The organism is Flavobacterium denitrificans DSM 15936, assembly GCF_000425445.1.
Taxonomy (GTDB): domain Bacteria; phylum Bacteroidota; class Bacteroidia; order Flavobacteriales; family Flavobacteriaceae; genus Flavobacterium; species Flavobacterium denitrificans.
On sequence record NZ_KE384378.1, the window covers coordinates 669,917 to 689,398 of the forward strand.

The following is a 19,482-nucleotide window of genomic DNA, read 5'->3' on the forward strand; positions in this document are numbered from 1 at the left end:
ATATAATAATACTTACTTTATTATTTAGGGGGTTTGTTATTTCTTAAGCACCTGAATTTATATAAAAGTAATTCGGATCAATTTATTGTAACCTGCAGCGATCGCCGTATTTTTATTAACAAATCGAATAGTAAAAAGCTTCGAATCATCAGATAATTGTTTCCAAGTTTCACCACCATCTTGAGAATATTGAATGCCTGAAGCACCCACGCAAACAAGTTCTCTAGCATTGCTGCCCGGAACATACTGAATGCAAGACGCATATCCGAAACCTTGATTCTGGCCAATCAATTCCCATGTTTTTCCGCCGTCTTTGGTGCAAATCTTATTATCTGAATTTTTCTCGGGAAATTCATAGTCACCACCAGCAGCAAATCCGTGTTTCGCATCGTAAAAATCAGCTGTAAAAATTCCTGTCATGGCTTTACCTTGAATAATAGGAGTATCTACAACTTTCCATGTTTTTGCTTTATCTGGAGAATAAAAAACACGAGATTTTTTTCCACCAGAAACCAGCCATGTATCATTTCCTTTAATTATAATATTAGTATTGCTTGCTGCAAAAGCCGCTTCACCTTGTGTATTTGTAGGCAACTTATCCGAAAGTAATTTTGTCCAAGTTTCCCCACCGTCGCGGGTAACAATTATCGAAAAAGTATCTTCGGTAGGATCTCCAATTGCAATTCCTTCTTTGTCATTCCAGAATTGCATACTATCGTAAAACACTTTTGAATGCACCTCTTTATAAACTAATTTTACTTTTCTAGTTTTTTTATCAATCTGATACAACAAAGCAGGATTGGCAACACTTAATAAAAATACGCTTTTTGAATTTTGAGCAATGCTTCTAAATTCTAAATTAAGTGTATCGCGATAAATATGATCTTCAAATTTTTCTCTCTTATCTAAATCAAAACAGCCAAAACGAGAATTATCAGCTCCATACCAAATTTTATTATTATCAATTGCAATGGCACGAATACTAATTTTATCTTGAAATAAAACTTCGGTCTGCATTGAAACAAAGCCTCCTGCAACTGGTGCTTTATCATTATTTTTCAACGCTTTAAAGGATACCAATAAAACAAATAAACTAAAAAATAATATTAATTTTCTCATGTAGGTTAAGATTTAGTTGTTGCTAAAATACAATTATTTATAACATATAAAATAGCTTTTGTTTTTTTTGATAATAATCTTTTTAACAGTCTTTTTTACAAAATCAAAATCAAAAAGAGACACATAAAACATAACAGATTAACAACCAAATAATTAAATCAAACAGAACCTAAAATTATTTTTTTGGCACAGTAATTGAATATTCCCTAACAACTAATTTTTTTAATATTATTTGCCATGAAAGCGCACCTACTTATACTAGCATTTTTAGCCATCGGATTAAATTCTTGTGCTGCACAAAATCAAGCTACGGTTTATGCAAAAAACTCAGATATCAGCGATAACTTAGATTTAAGAGCAGTTGCATCGATGTTTGGGGAATCAGCAAATCTTCAAGATTTTGAAAGAAGATTAAATGATCCAAAATACCAAATATCAAATCTTGACTTAAATGGCGACGATCAAGTTGATTATTTACGTGTAATTGAATCTGTAGAAAACAGAACGCACGTCGTAATTATCCAGGCTGTTTTAGACCGCGATGTTTATCAAGACGTTGCAACAATTGACGTAGAAAGAGACAATTACAACAAAGTTAGCGTTCAAGTAGTAGGAAATGCATATTTATATGGTGCAAATTACATTTATGAGCCTGTTTACAATGTTGTTCCTGTAATTTATGGTTCATTTTGGATCACAAACTACAGACCATACTATTCAACTTGGTCTTGGGGCTACTATCCAACATATTATACAGCATGGAGACCTTACCCTGTTTACAGATATAGAAACAACATAAATATTTGCATCAATACAAATTACAGTTACAACTATGTAAACTACAGAAGAAGTTACAGAGCCCCTGTTATTTATGAATCAAGACGTACTTACGGCTACGAAAGAATGAGACCTAATTACAGTTTTGCAGACAGACATAATAATGTAAGCAACAGATACGATTTAGATCAAAGAAGAGCTGCTAACAGATCGTATGCAACTCAAAACAATAACAGTCCAGTAAGATCAAGTGCAGGCAGACCTCAATATGGAGAAAATAGAGCGTCAGACAGAAACTATGCAACAAACAGAACTTCTGATAGAAGCTTTAACACAAATCGTCCTTCTGTAACGAATAGAGAAAATAATGTTTCCTCTAATTCGTCTTCAAGACCAGAAGTAAGAAATAATGTTCCTGCCACTGCACCAAGAGAAAATTCTAATAACAGAAATTATACAAATAGAGTATCAAATCAAAACAATGATACACCAAGAAGCTATTCTGAAAATAGAGGGAATTCAATGAGCAGGTCAAACACGCAAAGAACTGCTCCTGCACAACCGTCAAGAAGCTATTCTGAAAACAGAGGGAATTCTGAAAACAGATCTTATAGCGCAAGACCACAGAGTGCACCACGTTCTGAGGCTCCGCAAGCCAGACAAGAATCTAGAGGTGGCGAGCAACAAAGAGAAAGTGGATCAAGAGGTGGTGGCAGAAGAGGCTAATAGAAAAAACATATTTCTGAAATAAAAAAAAAGCACAATTTACAGATTGTGCTTTTTTTTATCTTTTTATTTATAATTGCTGCTAATTTATTTTAAAACAGTAAATTTGCAACCGTCTTTTATAAAATCAAACATGAGCGCAGCGCATAAAAACTTACATAGTAAGTTGTCTATAGGTGGTCTATTGATCACGTTAGGAATTATTTATGGAGATATTGGCACTTCTCCATTGTATGTAATGAAAGCCATTCTTGGTGAGTACGCGATAAATTCGGATATTGTTTTGGGAGGTATTTCCTGCGTTTTTTGGACTTTGACGCTTCAAACTACAATAAAATATGTACTTATTACTTTAAGTGCTGACAATCATGGTGAAGGTGGGATTTTTGCTCTTTATGCTTTAGTTAAGAAAACAAAAATTCAATGGCTCATTGTACCCGCCATCATTGGAGGAAGTGCGCTTTTGGCCGACGGAATCATTACACCACCCATCTCTATTTCATCTGCAGTTGAAGGAATTAGGGCATTCTACCCAACAATGGAAACGAAAACCATTATTTCTATTGTAATTGCAATTCTATTTATTTTATTTACGATTCAGCAATTTGGAACAAAATTGGTAGGAAAGTTTTTTGCAACAATGATGCTGATTTGGTTTGCGATGCTGGGAACATTAGGAGTTATTCAGATTGTGCAACATCCAGAAGTAATAAAAGCGATTAACCCATATTACGCTTATCATTTATTATCGATCCATCCCGACGGCTTTTTCGTTCTTGGTTTTGTATTTCTTTGTACTACAGGAGCTGAAGCTTTATATTCAGATATGGGGCATTGCGGAAGAAAAAACATCAGAATTAGCTGGATTTTTGTGAAAGCAACATTAGTGCTAAACTATTTCGGACAAGCTGCTTATTTGATTCATCATGAAGGCAGTACGTTACAGCAATTAGGCGGTGAAAACGGAAATCCGTTTTACTTAATTATGCCTCACTGGTTTCTTCCTTTTGGAATTGTTGTAGCGACTTTAGCGGCCGTAATTGCTTCTCAAGCACTTATCAGCGGTTCATTTACTTTGATCAATGAAGCTATGCGTTTGAATTTCTGGCCAAAAGTAAAAATCAAATATCCTACAGAAGTTAAAGGACAATTATATATTCCATCTATAAACTGGCTTTTATTTTTTGGTTGCGTCGGCATTGTACTGCACTTCGAAAAGTCAGGAAACATGGAACATGCTTATGGCCTTGCCATTATTTTATGCATGATCATGACCACAATTCTGCTGAATTACTACTTGATCATGAAGCGTGTAAAACTGTATTTTATGGTGCCGCTGATTACGATTTATTTATTGATTGAATTTAGTTTCCTTTTTGCAAATATTACCAAATTTGCAGAAGGTGGCTATGTTACTTTAATCATTGCGATGCTTTTGATTTCGATTATGACGATTTGGTATTTAGCTAAGAAAATCAATAAAAACTATACGAAAGTTGTCAAAATTGAGGATTACAAAAAAGTATTAGTAGAATTGAGCAAAGACTTATCCATTCCTAAGTATGCAACGCATTTAGTATATATGACAAATGCAAACCGTACGGATGAATTGGAGGAAAAAGTAATTTATTCGATTTTGCAAAAACGCCCAAAAAGAGCCGATATTTACTGGTTTGTTCACGTCAATGTTCTTGCCGAACCTTATAAAACAGAATATAAAGTTACTGAAATTGCAAAAGACGACATTTACAGAATTGACTTTAATTTAGGATTTAGAGAACCTACAAAAATCAATTTGATGTTTAGAGAAGTAATTCGTGACATGGTAAAACGTGGAGAAGTAGATATTACCAGCCGTTATGAGTCTTTGAACAAAAACAATATCATTGGAGATTTCAAATTTGTATTGTCTGAGAAATTCTTATCAAACGACAATGATTTAAGATGGCACGAAAATATTATCATGAACTCTTATTTCTTTATCAAAAAACTGAGTTTATCTGAAGAAAGAGCATTTGGTTTAGATAGTAGCTCGGTTAAAATTGAAAAATTCCCAATGGTACTTCACGCTCCTGAAAATATTGGATTGACCCGAATTATCAAAAATTAATTTTTTACAAAATATTTCAAAAAAAACACTCTTTTAAAACTTTACTAGAGTGTTTTTTCATTTCAAATGAAAGTTAAAATGAACAATCAAAATTAAAAATTTAACTTTCAATCAATTAATAGTACCTTTGCAACTCAAATTATTAAAATGAGATTACACAGAAATTTAGTTTATACTACCATCGATTCTTTAAATGCTATTTTCAATGAAGGAGAATATGCAGACAAAGTGGTAGCCAGAGCATTAAAAAAAGACAAACGTTGGGGAAGTTCCGACAGGAAGTTTGTTGCTGAAACCATATACGAAATTGTTCGCTGGAAACGTCTATACGCAGAAATCGCTGAAGTAAAAGAACCTTACGACAGAGATAACTTATGGAGGATGTTTGCTGTTTGGGCAGTTTTAAGAGGATATCCAATTCCAGATTGGAGACAATTGGAAGGAACTCCTGAAAGAAAAATAAAAGGCCGTTTTGACGAACTTTCAAAAGTTAGAGCTTTAAAAGAATCTATTCCCGATTGGATGGATGAATTGGGAGTGAAAGAATTAGGCGAAAAAGTTTGGTCAAAAGAAATTGCGGCTCAAAACCAACCAGCAAAAGTTATACTAAGAACGAATACGCTTAAAGGAACGAAAGAAAGCCTAAGGAATACACTGATGGATTTAAATATTGAAACAGAATATTTGAAAGATCAGCCAGAAGCTTTGGTTTTAAAAGAAAGAGCAAACGTATTCTTGACAGACGCTTTTAAACAAGGTTTGTTTGAAGTTCAAGATGCCAATTCACAACTAGTGGCAGGTTTCTTAGATGTTCAGCCAGGAATGCGCGTTGTTGATACATGTGCTGGAGCGGGCGGAAAAACATTGCATATGGCTTCATTAATGAACAACAAAGGCCAATTGATTGCAATGGATTTGTACGAAAGCAAATTGAAACAATTAAAATTGAGAGCTAAAAGAAATGGTGCTTTTAATATTGAATATCGAATTATCGACAGCACAAAAGTGATCAAAAAATTACACGAAAAAGCAGATCGTGTTTTAATTGACGCACCTTGTAGCGGACTTGGAGTTTTGAAAAGAAATCCAGATTCTAAATGGAAATTACAGCCTGAATTTATTGACAACATTCGTAAAGTGCAAAGCGAAGTTTTAGAAAGCTATTCTAAAATCGTAAAACCTGGCGGAAAATTAGTTTATGCAACTTGCTCTGTTTTGCCTTCCGAAAATCAAGAGCAAGTAGAAAAATTCCTGAAAACAGAAATTGGACAACAATTCAAATTTATTGAAGACAGAAAAATGTTGGCTTCTGAATCTGGTTTTGACGGATTCTATATGGCACTTTTGGAACGTAAAAAATAAAAGAATTAAATCCTACAATACTGAAAAATCCCAAATTCCAATTGTTATTGAAATTTGGGATTTTTTATATCGTACTTTTTTACGATTGCAAAGATGGTTTTCTTAGCAACTTTCCATTTTCGTTTTCTTTAAATTTCGGAACAAAGACAATTTCTTTTGGTTTCTCGAATTTTCCTAAAAAATCAAAAAAATCAGGAGCAAATTCTTGTTTTTCACCTTCAATTACCAAAATCAGTTTTTCCCCTAAAACAGAATCATGAACCCCAGTTACAAAAAACCTATTTGGAATTTTCCCTATTAATTTCGCTTCAATCTGTTCAGGAATCAGCTTCACTCCTCCACTATTGATTACATTATCGATTCTTCCTAAAAAAACAAATTGATTGTCGTTTATCAATTCAACCAAATCATTAGTAACAATTGGCTCATCAGAAATAGATGAAACATAAATCACCAAACAACCACGATCATCTTTTTCAATTTTTACATTTGGCAAAATGGAAAAAGCACTTTCTCCAACCTTTTTGGCCGCAATATGTGTAATGGTTTCTGTCATTCCATATGTCTCATATATTTCGCCGTTTAGTTTTAACAATTCTGCTTCAAGAGCCGAATCGATTTTGGCACCACCAATAATTAGCTTTTTTACATTTTTCAGTTTATCAATTGAATTTTGAACCTGTAGCGGAACCATTGCAACAAAATCATATTTTTCTGAATTAAAAGCCAAAGGTTCTGTGCTTGGTGCTTTCACATCGATATCAAGACCTAAAATCAGACTTCTCACAAGCATCATTTTTCCAGCAATAAATTGCGTTGGCAAACACAGCAAAGCTCGATCACCTGGCTCCAAACCAAAAAAATCGCCCGTTGCCAAAGCCGACTGGATCATTGCCTGCTTTTCTAATCTGACTAATTTTGGAAGCCCAGTAGTTCCTGAAGTCTTCATTTCGATATAATCTTTATTATCAAACCAATCCAGCAAAAATTCACCTATGGCGCGCTCATATATATCACCTTCCTTAATGAAACTATACCCAACACGGCATAAATCTTTCGCATTTAAATGATATCCGTTGATTTTAAAATAATTATGTACATTTTTATGTGTTAGTTGTGTCATAATTGTAAAATTAAAGATTCTTAAATATTTATTTTGCCAGTTAATTTTTCTTTCCAATTTGTCCATTTATACTTTTTGCTGAAAACCAAAAGCAGTATAGGATAAACAATTACTACTGGCAAAATCACATCAAGGCCCGCTGAAGGTTCAGACATATCTTTAAAAATCGAATGTGTCTGAAAAACAGTCCAATCTGAAGTCACCAATAAAGCACCTGTTAAATTATTTGCAGCATGGAAACCGAGCGCCAGCTCCATTCCTTCATCCATGAGTGTAATGACTCCTAAAAACAAACCGGTTCCTATGTAGTAAACCATAATAATATAGCCCATTTTTGCTACTTCAGGATTAAAAACATGCATTGACCCAAAGATCAAAGATGTCATCAATAATGGAAACCATCTGTTTTTAGCCAAATTTGCAAAACCTTGCATTAAATACCCTCTAAAAACATACTCTTCAGTACTGGTTTGAATTGGAATAAGCAATGTTGCAACTACTACTAAAATCAAAAAAGGGATCAATTTAAAATTCCATATAAATTTTTCAGGATCTTTTAAATAAACAGCCCAAAAGCTTAGACCTGAACAAATTGCCCAGACAACAAACGAAAACAAAATACGGTTCCAATCTACTTTTTTCCGCGATGTTGTAACCGATAAAAGTGTTTGTTTATGAAGATATTTTACAACCAAATAAACACCTCCAAACGCAAATACAAAAGAAATCATGACCAGAAACAAAGTCAAATTCGGTTCAAATATTTTCAAAACCGCATCATTATTAGTCGGAATTTCTGTTTTATTGACATAACTGGAATATAGTACCGCCACAGAAAGCGGAATTTGTCCAATAAATGAAGCTATGATGATAATTACTGACCCTATTAGATACAGAAAAAATTTATTGTGAGGCTTAATTCCTTGTTCTAAAAACATTAAATATAATTTTAAAAATGAGAATTCAATTTGATTAGTAAATAGTATTTTTGAAGTGCTAAAACACCTATTTTTTGCGTTAACTATCTTACAATATCTAAATATAACAAAATGATACAAATTTACCATAATCCTCGTTGCGGAAAATCAAGAAACTGTTTGGCTTTTATCGACCAATCGAAGCAAGAGTTCAAAATCATCCCATATTTAACTGATACACCAAGCTTTACAGAATTAAAAGATTTACTTGTAAAATTAAATCTTGACCCTATTCAATTAGTTCGCATCAAAGAAAATATTTGGATTGAAAATTATAAAGGAAAAAAAATGAGCAATGATGAAATTATTCAGGCAATGGTCGAAAATCCAATTTTAATTGAACGCCCTATTGTCATTAAAGATGGAAAAGCGATTATTGGAAGAGATCTTGACCGTGTTGCTGATTTTCTTAAATAAAAAAAGTCGAATTAACATTTTTTTGTGATTTTACACTTTAAACCTAAAATACAATTTTGCGTCTAAGGAGTATATGAAACCAAAAATAAAATGAAGAAAATCAAATTTGCTGTATTGCTTGTTCTCTTTTTTACAAGTTTTTACAATTATGCACAACAGGCACCTCCTGGTAAAAACAAGGTAAAAGTTACTGGAAAAGTTTTTGAAAAAGTTAGTAAACAACCACTTGAATACGCTACTATTTCGCTTATGGCTCAAAACGACACTAAAGTTGTTGCCGGCGGTATCACTAACCCAAAAGGTGAGTTTGAAGTAGCTGTAGCACCCGGAACTTACGATATTAAAGTAGAATTTATTTCGTTTAAAGCGACAGAAATCAAAGGGAAAAATATTTCTGGAGATACAAATTTAGGCGTTGTAAATTTATCAGAAGATGCTGCGCAATTGAACGAAGTTGTTGTTCGTGCTGAAAAATCGACTGTTGAAATAAAATTAGACAAAAAAGTATACAGTGTTGGTCAAGATATGATGGTAAAAGGAGGAACAGTAAGTGATGTTCTTGACAATGTACCATCAGTTTCTGTTGATACTGAAGGAAATGTAAGTTTAAGAGGAAGTGATAACATCAGAATTCTAATCGATGGACGACCTTCTAACGCTATCAATATTGCCGAAGCTTTGCGTCAACTTCCTGCTGATGCAATTGACAAAGTGGAAGTAATCACAAATCCATCTGCACGTTATGATGCTGAAGGTGGATCAGGATTAATAAACATTATTCTTAAAAAAGGAAAAAACCAAGGTTTCAACGGAACTTTTATTGCTTCAACTGGTATTCCTGAAACATATGGTTTAAGTGGCAACTTGAACTATAAAACTGAAAAACTAAACTACTTTACGACTTTAGGCTATAACCACAGAACTAATGAAGGAGCAGGTTTAACAAATACTGAATACTTCAATGCTGATGGAACTCCAAAAGGTTTTTTAGACGAAGATCGTGATACAAAAAGAACTTCTGATGGTTTTAATGGAAGAGCTGGAATCGAATGGACAGTAGCTCCAAATACATATTGGACGAATGCTATTAACTATCAGAAAAATTCAGGAGACACAGAAGATTTGATTAATTACTATAATTATGATGCGGCTCATGCGTTTACAGGAACTTCTTTCCGATTAAACAACGGAGATACTGGAAGTCAAAACATAGAATACACTTCTAATTTAATCAAAAACTTCAACGATAAAGGACACAAACTTACTGCTGATTTATCGATTTCAAAAAATGATGACGACAGCAACAGCGTCATTACAGCTTCGCCAAATTATAACACTACTTTGAATGACCAAGTTCAAAAGCAAGTATTGTTTCAAGCAGATTACGTTTTGCCATTAGGAAAAGGAAGCCAGTTTGAAGCTGGTTACAAAGGGAGCTTCGGAGATTTGAACAACGAATATTTTGTAACTGATGAAAATGGCGCTAAAGATCCAAATCTTTCAAACACGTTGGAATACAAAGAAAACATCAATGCACTTTATACGCAATATGGTTTCAAAGTGAATAAATTCTCTTATTTGTTTGGTCTTCGTTGGGAGGATACAAACATCCAAGTTAATCTATTAGAAACAAATGATTTCAATACAAAAAAGTACAACAACTTGTTTCCAAGTGCTTTTATTAGTTATGAAATTTCAGATCAAAGCAACTTCTCTGTTAGCTACAGCAAGCGTTTAACAAGACCTAGAGGTCGTTTCATGAATCCAGCTGTAAACTATTCAAGTAACATCAATATCTTTCAAGGAAATCCAGATTTAGATCCGTCATTAACTGATAAATACGACATTGGCTATATCAAACGTTGGAACAAATTGACTTTCAATACATCGGCATATTTTGAAGACACAAAAGATGTTTTCAGTTTTGTACGTACGCCAAATGGCAATGTTGTAAACGGAGTTCCTGTTATTTTAAACCGACCAATCAACCTTGGAAAAGAGCAAAAATTCGGTTTTGAGTTCACATTGAATTATACACCATTTAAAATCTGGAGAATCAACAGTAACTTCAACTTTTATAACGTAAAAACAACCGGAGAAAATACATATGTAGATTTCAACGGCAATACAGTTATTCAAAACCTTGACAATCAAGCCAACACTTGGTTCGCGAGAATCAACTCAAAATTGACTTTGCCTTACAAAATTGACTGGCAGTTAAGTGCAAACTACAACGGTGCACAAAAAACAGCTCAAGGTAAAAACTTAGACATGTTTGGAATGAACACTGCATTCAGTAAAGATGTCATGAAAGACAAAGCAACTATTGCATTCAATATCAGCGATATTTTCAACTCAAGAATTATGAGATCTTACACTTATCTTCAAAATTCTACAACTCTTGAAGGTCAGACCTCTTATAGCGAAATGCAGTTCCGTAAACGTCAATTCAACTTATCGTTTACTTACCGCTTCAACAAGCCTAAAGGAGAAAGAGATAAGAACGCCGCTCCAAGAGAAGGAGACGGTGGAGGAGAATTTCCTGGATAACAATAAGTTTCAATATTAAAAATCCAAATTCCAAGCTTAAAACTGGAATTTGGATTTTTTTTTTGAATCTGAATAATTTGAATTACTAAGTAAACCCGACAGGTTCTATATATTCATTAAGATTTTTTGAATTAAAAATATTGAAAATCCATTTTTTAGAAAAAAAAAAAAGGACTCACAATTGTGGTCCTTTTTTATGAAATCAATTTATAATTAAATTGACTGTTCTTCTTGTCTTCTTTTAGCTCTCTTTTCTTTGAACATTTCCCAGCTAGCACCCGTAACCCAGTAAGATACGAAACCAACCAAGAAAAACATTAACCAAAATCCTATAGTTAGTATGGTTAAGAAAAGTAAAAAGCCTAAGTACTGTGAAAATTCAAACATGTTTTCCGGAATTTTTGAATGTTACGACAAATGTAGGGTATAAATTCTTCCTCAGCAATAAAATCTAAATCAATTTTCGTTAAATAACATTTATACGTATATTTATACTCATTTTAAATAAGCTTTTTTTTGAATGCGAAACCTTTTAAATAAAGACTTCATCGAAATTCATAATAATTTTCAGGAGCTGATTCCTGCTGTCCGCTATATCTTTTGTGCTGAACCCCAGCACAAAAGGATGCCGCTCCCATCAGGGCTAGGAAACCCATTTTCAAGAGAAGTTCATTTTTACAGATACATTTCACAAATAACATTTTACATATAATAAAATGAAATACAGAATAGAAAAAGACACCATGGGCGAAGTTCAAGTCCCAGCCGATAAATATTGGGGTGCGCAAACAGAACGTTCGCGAAATAATTTTAAAATTGGAAACGCTGCCTCTATGCCAAAAGAAATCATTGAAGGTTTTGCCTATCTAAAAAAAGCAGCAGCTTATGCCAATTACGACTTAGGCGTTTTGCCAATTGAAAAAAGAGACGCCATTGCAACAGTTTGCGACGAAATTTTAGCAGGTAAATTAGATGACCAATTTCCGCTGGTAATATGGCAAACCGGTTCTGGAACACAAAGCAATATGAATGTCAATGAAGTAATTGCTAACCGCGCACAAGTTTTAAAAGGTTTTGAAATTGGCGAAGGCGAACAATTTATAAAAGCAAATGACGATGTAAATAAATCACAATCATCAAACGACACCTTCCCTACCGGAATGCACATTGCTGCTTACAAAATGGTTGTAGAAACTACTATTCCCGGAGTTGAAAAACTACACGCCACTTTAGTAAAAAAAGCAACCGAATTTGCAACTGTTGTAAAAATTGGCCGCACTCACTTAATGGACGCAACACCTTTGACACTCGGACAAGAGATTTCGGGTTATGCCGCACAATTAGCCTTCGGATTAAAAGCTTTGAAAAATACGTTAGCACATTTATCTGAAATCGCTTTAGGTGGAACTGCTGTCGGAACTGGATTAAACACACCAAAAGGCTACGACGTAAAAGTCGCCGAATACATTGCAAAATTCACCAATCATCCTTTTACAACAGCCGAAAACAAATTTGAAGCTTTGGCCGCACATGACGCAATCGTAGAAACACACGGAGCTCTAAAACAATTGGCTGTTTCATTAAATAAAATAGCAAATGATGTCAGAATGTTGGCTTCTGGACCGCGTTCTGGAATTGGCGAAATTCATATTCCTGAAAACGAGCCAGGATCTTCAATCATGCCGGGAAAAGTAAACCCTACCCAATGCGAAGCTTTGACAATGGTTTGTGCTCAAGTTATCGGAAATGACATGGCAATTGCTGTTGGAGGAATGCAAGGCCATTATGAATTGAATGTTTTCAAACCCGTTATGGCAGCAAACTTTTTACAATCGGCAAGATTATTGGGCGATGCTTGTGTTTCATTTGATGAACATTGCGCTCAAGGAATCGAACCAAATCACAAACGCATAAAAGAATTGGTAGATAATTCATTAATGCTGGTTACGGCTTTGAACACAAAAATTGGTTATTACAAAGCTGCCGAAATCGCGCAAACAGCTCATAAAAACGGTACTACTTTAAAAGAGGAAGCGGTTCGTTTAGGTTACGTTTCTACCGAAGATTTTGATGCTTGGGTGAAACCGGAGGATATGGTATAATTTAATTGTGAATTATTAATTGTTAATTACCTTGTGATACTATATAAAAAAGAGCTTTCTGAAAATTCAGAAAGCTCTTTTAAATTTATAATTAACAATTTACAATTCACCATTATCAACGTAATCCTGCAAATAACTGAATCTTTCCGTCAATTTTCCGTTTTCAGTGATTTTAGCACGTTTCAGAATTCCGTCTTTGTCTCCGTTGAAAAAAGCCGGAATTACGTGTTCCATAAATTGTTCTCCAAAACCTTCGCTAGCATCTTTCGGGATTTCGCATGGCAAATTATCAACCGCCATCACTGCAACTGCAGCCGGATGGAAAAAATCTACTTCTCTATCTTCTAAAGGAAAATAACCATATAAAGGTTCTGCAATCGTTGACGAACGAACCGTACAAGCAATTGGTCCATTCACATCACATGAAATATCAGCAACAACTTTTAACTTGCAGTCGCTTGCATTTAGCATTTCTTTCGTCAAAATCATTGGTGCATTATTGGCATGAAAATGTCCTGCAAAATAAATATCAGATACTTTTGTAAATCTTTCAAAATCTGATTCGTACTCTTCTGGATGAGTAACAAAATCAACAAAATCCAAAACCTGACCGTCTTTTCTTTTGTTGTATTCTAAAACGTCCAATTGTACGTAAACCGCTTGCGCGTATTTCTTAGTCAAATAATTATCAACACTAATTTCTTTTACTTTAATAGCGTCCAGAATTTCTTTGGCTCCACTTCCCACTTTTCCAGTTCCCGTAACCACAAATTTCAGCGCTGGCATTGTAATGCGCTTTAAATGTTTTATCAAATCCTCTTTTCCTGAAAGTGTTTCTGCTTTTGGAAGTTTAAACAATTCAAATTTGATTCCGAAAGCTCTGATTCCATTGTAAACACCAACCATTCCTGCATATTTCCCGAAGCCAATCAAACGATGGTCATGCTCATTTACAATGGTTTCATGGTCATACAAATCAATGTTTTTTTCTAAAATAGCCTGTAGCAATTTTCGGTTATGCGGTTGCTTTTTTATCGTATGCGAAAAAAAGAAATACGCTTTATTTGGAATTAAATTTTCGATAGGCACTTCTTTCACACCAAACAAAACATCGCAGTCAGAAACATCATCTGTCACAGTAATGCCCATACTCTTATATTGAAGATCAGAAAAAATCCTTATATCAGAACTCTCAACTTCTACGATTGCGTCATGATACTTTTGTTTCAATTTTGCCAGCTCATCTGGAGAAAATACTACACGTCGATCTGGTGGGTTTTTTCTTTCTTTTATAATTCCAAATTTCATTTATATAAGTTTAAAGCATTTATTAATATAACTTTTTGAATAGTATTTGTTTCAAATATAACAAAATTAGTTAAAGTTTTGTTCAAAAATTACAATTTAGAATATTTAAAAACCGTTTAAAGCTGACTTACAATCGACTAACTATTTTTTTAGTTAAAATTATGTTAATAAAGCCTTTTAGGGTTGTCAAAAATTCAAAAACATAAATATTGAATTCTATATATTTGTTTTTAAAGAATGATGAAAATGAGTTTCCTTAAAATGACAAAGATACCACAAATACTTTTTTTAATTTTAGTTTTAAGTTCTTGTGGGAATGATAAAAAGACAAGTGTTGACAGTGCAGTGGCAGTAGAAGATACAATGCCGAAGATGAAGCCCTTAGGGCCAGAAAAAAGACTTTCACAAGCCTATATAAATTCCGTAAAAGGAAGAATCAATCACTTTTATAATAAAAATTGGCCTAATAACAGCATGAATGGAAGTTTCTTGGTGGCTAGAAACGGCCAGATTATTTTTGAGCGATATAACGGCTACGCAAATAAAAACGAAGGCACTAAAATCACTGCTGAAACTCCTGTACAAATCGCATCGGTAAGCAAAGTGTTGACGGCAACTGCGGTTTTAAAATTGGTTAATGCAGGTAAAATTGATTTGGACCAAAAAGTCAATACGATTTTAAAAACCTTTCCCTACGAAGATTGTACAGTTCGAATGCTTTTGAGCCATCGTACCGGAATGCGCAATTATGCTTATTTCACTGATCATGACAAATCGGTTTGGGACCGACATAATCAATTGACTAACAAAGATATTCTTGATATTTTGGCAACAAAAGACATTGGTCTTGAAGCAAAAACCGGAACACGTTTTGGATATTGTAACACCAATTATGCAATGCTGGCGCTGATTATCGAAAAAATCACTGGTTTAAAATATAAAGAAGCAATGTCTGAAATAATCTTTAAACCGCTTGGCATGAAGCATTCGTATGTTTTTGATGATGACAAAGACAGAAAAAAAATCGTTCCATCATATAAAGGAAATGGTGCCGAAATTGGTTTTGACTATTTAGATAATGTTTACGGAGATAAAAATGTTTTTTCGACGGTGCGTGATCTTTTGAAATTTGATAGAGCAAGACAATCCCCAGACTTTTTAAAACCGGCTTTATTAAAGCAAGTTTACGTAGGATACAGCAACGAACGCAAAGGAACTAAAAACTATGGTTTAGGAATCAGAATGATCAATTGGGAATCGGGACAGAATTTTTATTTCCACAACGGTTGGTGGCACGGAAATACCTCATCTTACATTACTTTGATGAAAGAAAATGTGACCATAATTGCGCTATCAAATAAAATGACCAGAAACACTTATGCAGTTCGTAAACTAGCACCTATTTTTGGAGATTATCCTTTTAATTTCAAAGACGAAGAGTAAGACTATAAGTCATAAAGTCAAAAGTCAAAAGTCGTAAAGTCTTAAAAAAATTGCTAATATTGACTTAGTTTTTTAAATACACCAATTGAGAAAAAACAAAAAGAAGCAAGAGAAAGAAAGAATTCGACTTTAAAAACTTTACAACTTTCAAATCTAGATTTATGACTTTTGACTTTCGACTTTCGACTTTTGACTTTCGACTTTCGACTTTATAACTTTATGACTTTTTTTAAAAAATTTTAGCAGAAAGTAATTTCAAATAGTATACATTTGCAGACTTATTTTTTGGGGTCGACTGGTTTTGACAGCAAGTCGAATTGAACAGTAAGCACGTCGAGCATTGAGACCTTGCTCGTAAATATAAGATCTCGAACTTTTACACGGCGAAAATAATTACGCTTTAGCTGCATAATCCGAATCATAGTACGATTGCGCCACGTCTCTACAAGGTAGAGAAGCTGGATTCTCCTGGAAAGCCTTGGTTTGTGGCGTTCCGTTCAGGGGAACCGTAAAAATAAACCTAGATTTCTATGAGCTTCGGGTAGATTTCGAAAATTAAGAAGATAAGTGTTGGGTGGTTGTTTCTGGCCTAGCTCAACATCGAAAATCCAATCAGGAAATAAGCGTGTAGAAAGCTCTTTAGTTGCTTGTTTGGACCCGGGTTCGATTCCCGGCGACTCCACAAAAAAGCCTTGTAATCAACTGATTAACAAGGCTTTTTTTTATTTTTAATTACCATTTTTGTTACCTTTTCATTATTATTGGTAACTTTTTAAATACAATTTTTGGAATGATTATTTAAGTTTAGATAAATTACTTTATTTATAGTTTATTTTTAACCTTCCTTAACAGAACAATCTAAAATTAACACGAAAAACACTCAATAAACAAAAAAACACATTTTGAGTAGTGAAAAAGAATTATCCCTATATTTGGGCTAAAATAAATTGATATTTGTTATACATATCTACCCAAAATAGGTTGGCTTTGTATGATTTTGTCATACATATATACTAGTTAGCTGTGATTTTGAAAGACCTCAGAACATAAACATAAAAATTAAGAATGGAAATAAAAACCTTATTTATAATTGGCGGAGTATTAGTTGTTGCATTTATTTTAAAATCCTGCATATCAAACAATAATAGCAAAAATGAAAGCAGACCAAAAAATGCTGAAATTCCAACAGAAAAAATTCAAAATGACAAAATTGTACTTATCGAAAACATCAACTTAAACGATTTAAAAAGTGCAATTCAAAAATTCTGCAATAATTATAATCAAGAAGATTTCAGAGCTCTACCTCTACTCACTATTTTATCTGAAAACAAGTTTGTAGTTACGTTTCCTTATGATACAGATTTTGCGACTTATTGTTATTTCGTAAATTATATGTACTATCCGAATGATATATTTTACAAACCAACTATTAAGGCTTGGACTTCAACAAAACAGAACGATGATTGGATGACTAATGAAATTGTGAATAAAAAAGTTATGTTATTCATTCCTGCTGATGACAAAGATTATGATAATGTTTATTTGACGACATCTGAAAATATTGGATATAAAATGGGATTTGCGATGGGAGAAGAAAAGCAGAAGTTGAATAATCCTAGACAAACTTACGTTGAACCTATCAAACTTGAAGACCTAAAAGGGAGAGAAGAAATTCAGTATAAATAGAAAAAACCACAGCTAACACACGCTACAAGCAATTTGGGCATTTGGCTTAATGGAAAAAATTGGTTTGTATTTGGATGATTTGGCAAATCCGAAAGATAACGCTGATTTAACCCCAAACTGCTTGTAGCGCGAGAACGTTGTGCCTAATACCAGACCGAACTTAAACACATTAACCTATTTATGAAATCACAAAATCTATTTATAATAATTTTCCTTTTATCTCAAAATCTATTCTCCCAAAATTTAACTGATGAATATTACAATTCTATGAAGCCAATTTGGGAAACAAAAATTACTGATGAAATGAGAAAACAAGTTGACCCTAAAATGGACAGCTTATCAAAAAGTATAAATGGAATTGGATTTCTTGAGTCTCAAGCAATAATTCAAAAAGAAGATACCGAAAATAAAATTTCAATTTTGAAAAACATTTTGGCTTTAAATAATCTTAATGCAAATGAAACTGAAACTACAATATTAATCGAAACTGGTTTTGATGAGCCGAATATGAAAGGTTTTGTAATTTATGGCGGAAAATTTTATTGTTTTCAACAAAATGCTAATAAGGATTATAAAATTGAAAAATATTCTGAATACATAAAAGATTATAAAAAAATGGACGAAAATAATTATCGAAGCGCTCTATTCTTTATTTTAAAAGATAATCGATATGATGTAATAGAAAAACTAATTGAAGAAGAAAAAAATGACGCTGAAAACAAAAAACTAACTTCAGTTGTTACTTATGAAGTTTTAAATTATAGTTCAAAAAGAGAGAAAAAATTATACGTTTATTATCTTAATGAATACGGAACTATAAATTAATAAAGGTACTAGGCACAACAGCTACTACAGCGGATTTGGGCAATTGGCTTAATGGAAAAATGGTTTGTATTTGAATGATTTGGCAAATCCGAAAATAGGGCTTAATTTAGTCCCAAACCCGCTGTAGTACCAGAACGTTGGCAGTAATTTTGCCGAAGAAAACCGAAAAATTAAGAAATATGAAAATTCTACTTTACATCTTCTTTTCATTTATTTTAATACCATGTAATGGACAATCTAAAATTCAAAAAGAAAATTCTGAATTAGACATTACAACAACTTATCCTAAAATAAATCTAAGCCAAATTCCTAAGACTTGGAAAAGTCTTAATACAATTCAAAAAGATTGGATTAAGGTAGAAAAGGATAAGGATGGTTATTTAATATACCAACCTTGTGATGGGAAAACAGAAACTGTAAAACTTGAAGGTGCTAGTCTAACAATAAATTGGAGAATAGAAAATTCACAGAAATTTGAACTTGAAAAATTTACAAGACTAACTGATAATAACGCATTCAGAGCTGACGGTTACGATGTTGAAAACAAAATAGGATTCGAAATAAAAGCAAGAATTGTAGATTATAAAAACGGAATAGTTTTATGGGAATTTAACGGTAATAAATGGTTAATGACACCAAAAGAGAACTTTAAAAGTTTCAGGATTATCAAGAATAATTGTGAAACTGAAAAGAAAAAAGAATTAGATTTTTTACCGATAGAAGATTACAAATAAAAAACTACTGCCAACAGCCGTTACACGAGATTTGGGCATTTGGCTAAATTTAAAAATGGTTTTGTATTTGGAAAATTTGTGTTTAACCGAAAAACCTCGCATCTTTAATCCCAAACCTCGTGTAGCGCCAGAACGTTATGGTGTATAGCTCCGCTGACGAGAATCTGCTGATTTTAATCTGGCGTTTTAGTTCGGAAAATACAATGAAGCTGAAACTGAGCTG

General features: G+C 33.3%; 14 protein-coding genes and 1 other RNA gene. 11 read left to right on the plus strand and 4 right to left on the minus strand.

From position 1 onward, the window contains the following. Positions 1 to 57 precede the first annotated feature (57 nt). On the minus strand, positions 58 to 1,119 hold the full coding sequence (locus H600_RS0119550; RefSeq protein ID WP_026730379.1) for a WD40/YVTN/BNR-like repeat-containing protein: 1,062 nt from the start codon (positions 1,117 to 1,119) through the stop codon (positions 58 to 60). 237 nt (positions 1,120 to 1,356) lie between these two features. Here H600_RS0119550 and H600_RS0119555 point away from each other — a divergent pair, with 237 nt between their 5' ends. The 3 genes from H600_RS0119555 (at position 1,357) to H600_RS0119565 (ending at position 6,094) form a co-directional block, all read left to right on the plus strand. After that, positions 1,357 to 2,622, plus strand: coding sequence for a hypothetical protein (locus H600_RS0119555; protein WP_026730380.1), 1,266 nt, complete (start codon positions 1,357 to 1,359; stop codon positions 2,620 to 2,622). A 133-nt stretch (positions 2,623 to 2,755) separates the two neighbouring features. Next, entirely contained in the window at positions 2,756 to 4,732 is a 1,977-nt protein-coding gene (locus H600_RS0119560; RefSeq protein ID WP_026730381.1) for a KUP/HAK/KT family potassium transporter, read from the plus strand. A gap of 147 nt (positions 4,733 to 4,879) precedes the next feature. Beyond that, positions 4,880 to 6,094: an RsmB/NOP family class I SAM-dependent RNA methyltransferase gene (locus tag H600_RS0119565; RefSeq protein ID WP_026730382.1), complete on the plus strand. Its 1,215-nt coding sequence runs from the start codon at positions 4,880 to 4,882 to the stop codon at positions 6,092 to 6,094. 79 nt (positions 6,095 to 6,173) lie between these two features. On the opposite strand, the gene H600_RS0119570 is transcribed toward H600_RS0119565, so the two are convergent. Together H600_RS0119570 and H600_RS0119575 are read right to left on the minus strand one after the other, a co-directional pair. Continuing rightward, on the minus strand, positions 6,174 to 7,217 hold the full coding sequence (locus H600_RS0119570; protein WP_026730383.1) for an AMP-binding protein: 1,044 nt from the start codon (positions 7,215 to 7,217) through the stop codon (positions 6,174 to 6,176). Between the two features lie 20 nt (positions 7,218 to 7,237). Next, positions 7,238 to 8,155 carry a CPBP family intramembrane glutamic endopeptidase gene (locus tag H600_RS0119575; protein ID WP_026730384.1) on the minus strand — a complete coding sequence of 306 codons (918 nt, stop codon included), beginning with the start codon at positions 8,153 to 8,155 and terminating at the stop codon, positions 7,238 to 7,240. A gap of 111 nt (positions 8,156 to 8,266) precedes the next feature. Here H600_RS0119575 and arsC point away from each other — a divergent pair, with 111 nt between their 5' ends. The 3 genes from arsC to fumC all read left to right on the plus strand — a co-directional run bounded on the left by arsC (position 8,267) and on the right by fumC (position 13,263). Next, entirely contained in the window at positions 8,267 to 8,611 is a 345-nt protein-coding gene (gene arsC, locus H600_RS0119580; RefSeq protein ID WP_026730385.1) for an arsenate reductase (glutaredoxin), read from the plus strand. Between the two features lie 90 nt (positions 8,612 to 8,701). Next, positions 8,702 to 11,161: a TonB-dependent receptor gene (locus tag H600_RS0119585; protein ID WP_026730386.1), complete on the plus strand. Its 2,460-nt coding sequence runs from the start codon at positions 8,702 to 8,704 to the stop codon at positions 11,159 to 11,161. A 716-nt stretch (positions 11,162 to 11,877) separates the two neighbouring features. After that, positions 11,878 to 13,263 (plus strand): class II fumarate hydratase, encoded by a 1,386-nt coding sequence (gene fumC, locus H600_RS0119600; protein ID WP_026730388.1) that lies wholly within the window; start codon positions 11,878 to 11,880, stop codon positions 13,261 to 13,263. Between the two features lie 99 nt (positions 13,264 to 13,362). Here the strand turns inward: fumC and H600_RS0119605 are convergent, their stop codons facing one another. Beyond that, positions 13,363 to 14,571: an NAD(P)-dependent oxidoreductase gene (locus tag H600_RS0119605; RefSeq protein ID WP_026730389.1), complete on the minus strand. Its 1,209-nt coding sequence runs from the start codon at positions 14,569 to 14,571 to the stop codon at positions 13,363 to 13,365. A 240-nt stretch (positions 14,572 to 14,811) separates the two neighbouring features. Here H600_RS0119605 and H600_RS0119610 point away from each other — a divergent pair, with 240 nt between their 5' ends. The 5 genes from H600_RS0119610 to H600_RS0119625 all read left to right on the plus strand — a co-directional run bounded on the left by H600_RS0119610 (position 14,812) and on the right by H600_RS0119625 (position 19,259). Further along, the gene (locus tag H600_RS0119610; RefSeq protein WP_026730390.1) at positions 14,812 to 16,014 is read left to right on the plus strand and encodes a serine hydrolase domain-containing protein; all 1,203 of its coding nucleotides are present in this window, start codon (positions 14,812 to 14,814) and stop codon (positions 16,012 to 16,014) included. Positions 16,015 to 16,301: 287 nt separating this feature from the next. Further along, positions 16,302 to 16,699, plus strand: a transfer-messenger RNA (tmRNA) gene (gene ssrA / locus H600_RS22785). Positions 16,700 to 17,079: 380 nt separating this feature from the next. Continuing rightward, the gene (locus H600_RS0119615) at positions 17,080 to 17,700 is read left to right on the plus strand and encodes a hypothetical protein (RefSeq protein ID WP_051234474.1); all 621 of its coding nucleotides are present in this window, start codon (positions 17,080 to 17,082) and stop codon (positions 17,698 to 17,700) included. A 180-nt stretch (positions 17,701 to 17,880) separates the two neighbouring features. Continuing rightward, positions 17,881 to 18,525, plus strand: coding sequence for a hypothetical protein (locus H600_RS0119620; protein WP_157509955.1), 645 nt, complete (start codon positions 17,881 to 17,883; stop codon positions 18,523 to 18,525). 179 nt (positions 18,526 to 18,704) lie between these two features. Beyond that, a complete protein-coding gene (locus tag H600_RS0119625) occupies positions 18,705 to 19,259 on the plus strand; it encodes a hypothetical protein (RefSeq protein WP_026730393.1) in 555 nt (184 codons plus the stop codon). Positions 19,260 to 19,482: the final 223 nt, after the last annotated feature.

Coding starts and splice junctions, on each gene's coding strand:
- H600_RS0119550 (WP_026730379.1), bottom strand. CDS start 1,119: ATGAGAAAATTAATATTATTTTTTAGTTTATTTGTTTTATTGGTATCC.
- H600_RS0119555 (WP_026730380.1), top strand. CDS start 1,357: ATGAAAGCGCACCTACTTATACTAGCATTTTTAGCCATCGGATTAAAT.
- H600_RS0119560 (WP_026730381.1), top strand. CDS start 2,756: ATGAGCGCAGCGCATAAAAACTTACATAGTAAGTTGTCTATAGGTGGT.
- H600_RS0119565 (WP_026730382.1), top strand. CDS start 4,880: ATGAGATTACACAGAAATTTAGTTTATACTACCATCGATTCTTTAAAT.
- H600_RS0119570 (WP_026730383.1), bottom strand. CDS start 7,217: ATGACACAACTAACACATAAAAATGTACATAATTATTTTAAAATCAAC.
- H600_RS0119575 (WP_026730384.1), bottom strand. CDS start 8,155: ATGTTTTTAGAACAAGGAATTAAGCCTCACAATAAATTTTTTCTGTAT.
- arsC (WP_026730385.1), top strand. CDS start 8,267: ATGATACAAATTTACCATAATCCTCGTTGCGGAAAATCAAGAAACTGT.
- H600_RS0119585 (WP_026730386.1), top strand. CDS start 8,702: ATGAAGAAAATCAAATTTGCTGTATTGCTTGTTCTCTTTTTTACAAGT.
- fumC (WP_026730388.1), top strand. CDS start 11,878: ATGAAATACAGAATAGAAAAAGACACCATGGGCGAAGTTCAAGTCCCA.
- H600_RS0119605 (WP_026730389.1), bottom strand. CDS start 14,571: ATGAAATTTGGAATTATAAAAGAAAGAAAAAACCCACCAGATCGACGT.
- H600_RS0119610 (WP_026730390.1), top strand. CDS start 14,812: ATGAAAATGAGTTTCCTTAAAATGACAAAGATACCACAAATACTTTTT.
- H600_RS0119615 (WP_051234474.1), top strand. CDS start 17,080: ATGGAAATAAAAACCTTATTTATAATTGGCGGAGTATTAGTTGTTGCA.
- H600_RS0119620 (WP_157509955.1), top strand. CDS start 17,881: ATGAAATCACAAAATCTATTTATAATAATTTTCCTTTTATCTCAAAAT.
- H600_RS0119625 (WP_026730393.1), top strand. CDS start 18,705: ATGAAAATTCTACTTTACATCTTCTTTTCATTTATTTTAATACCATGT.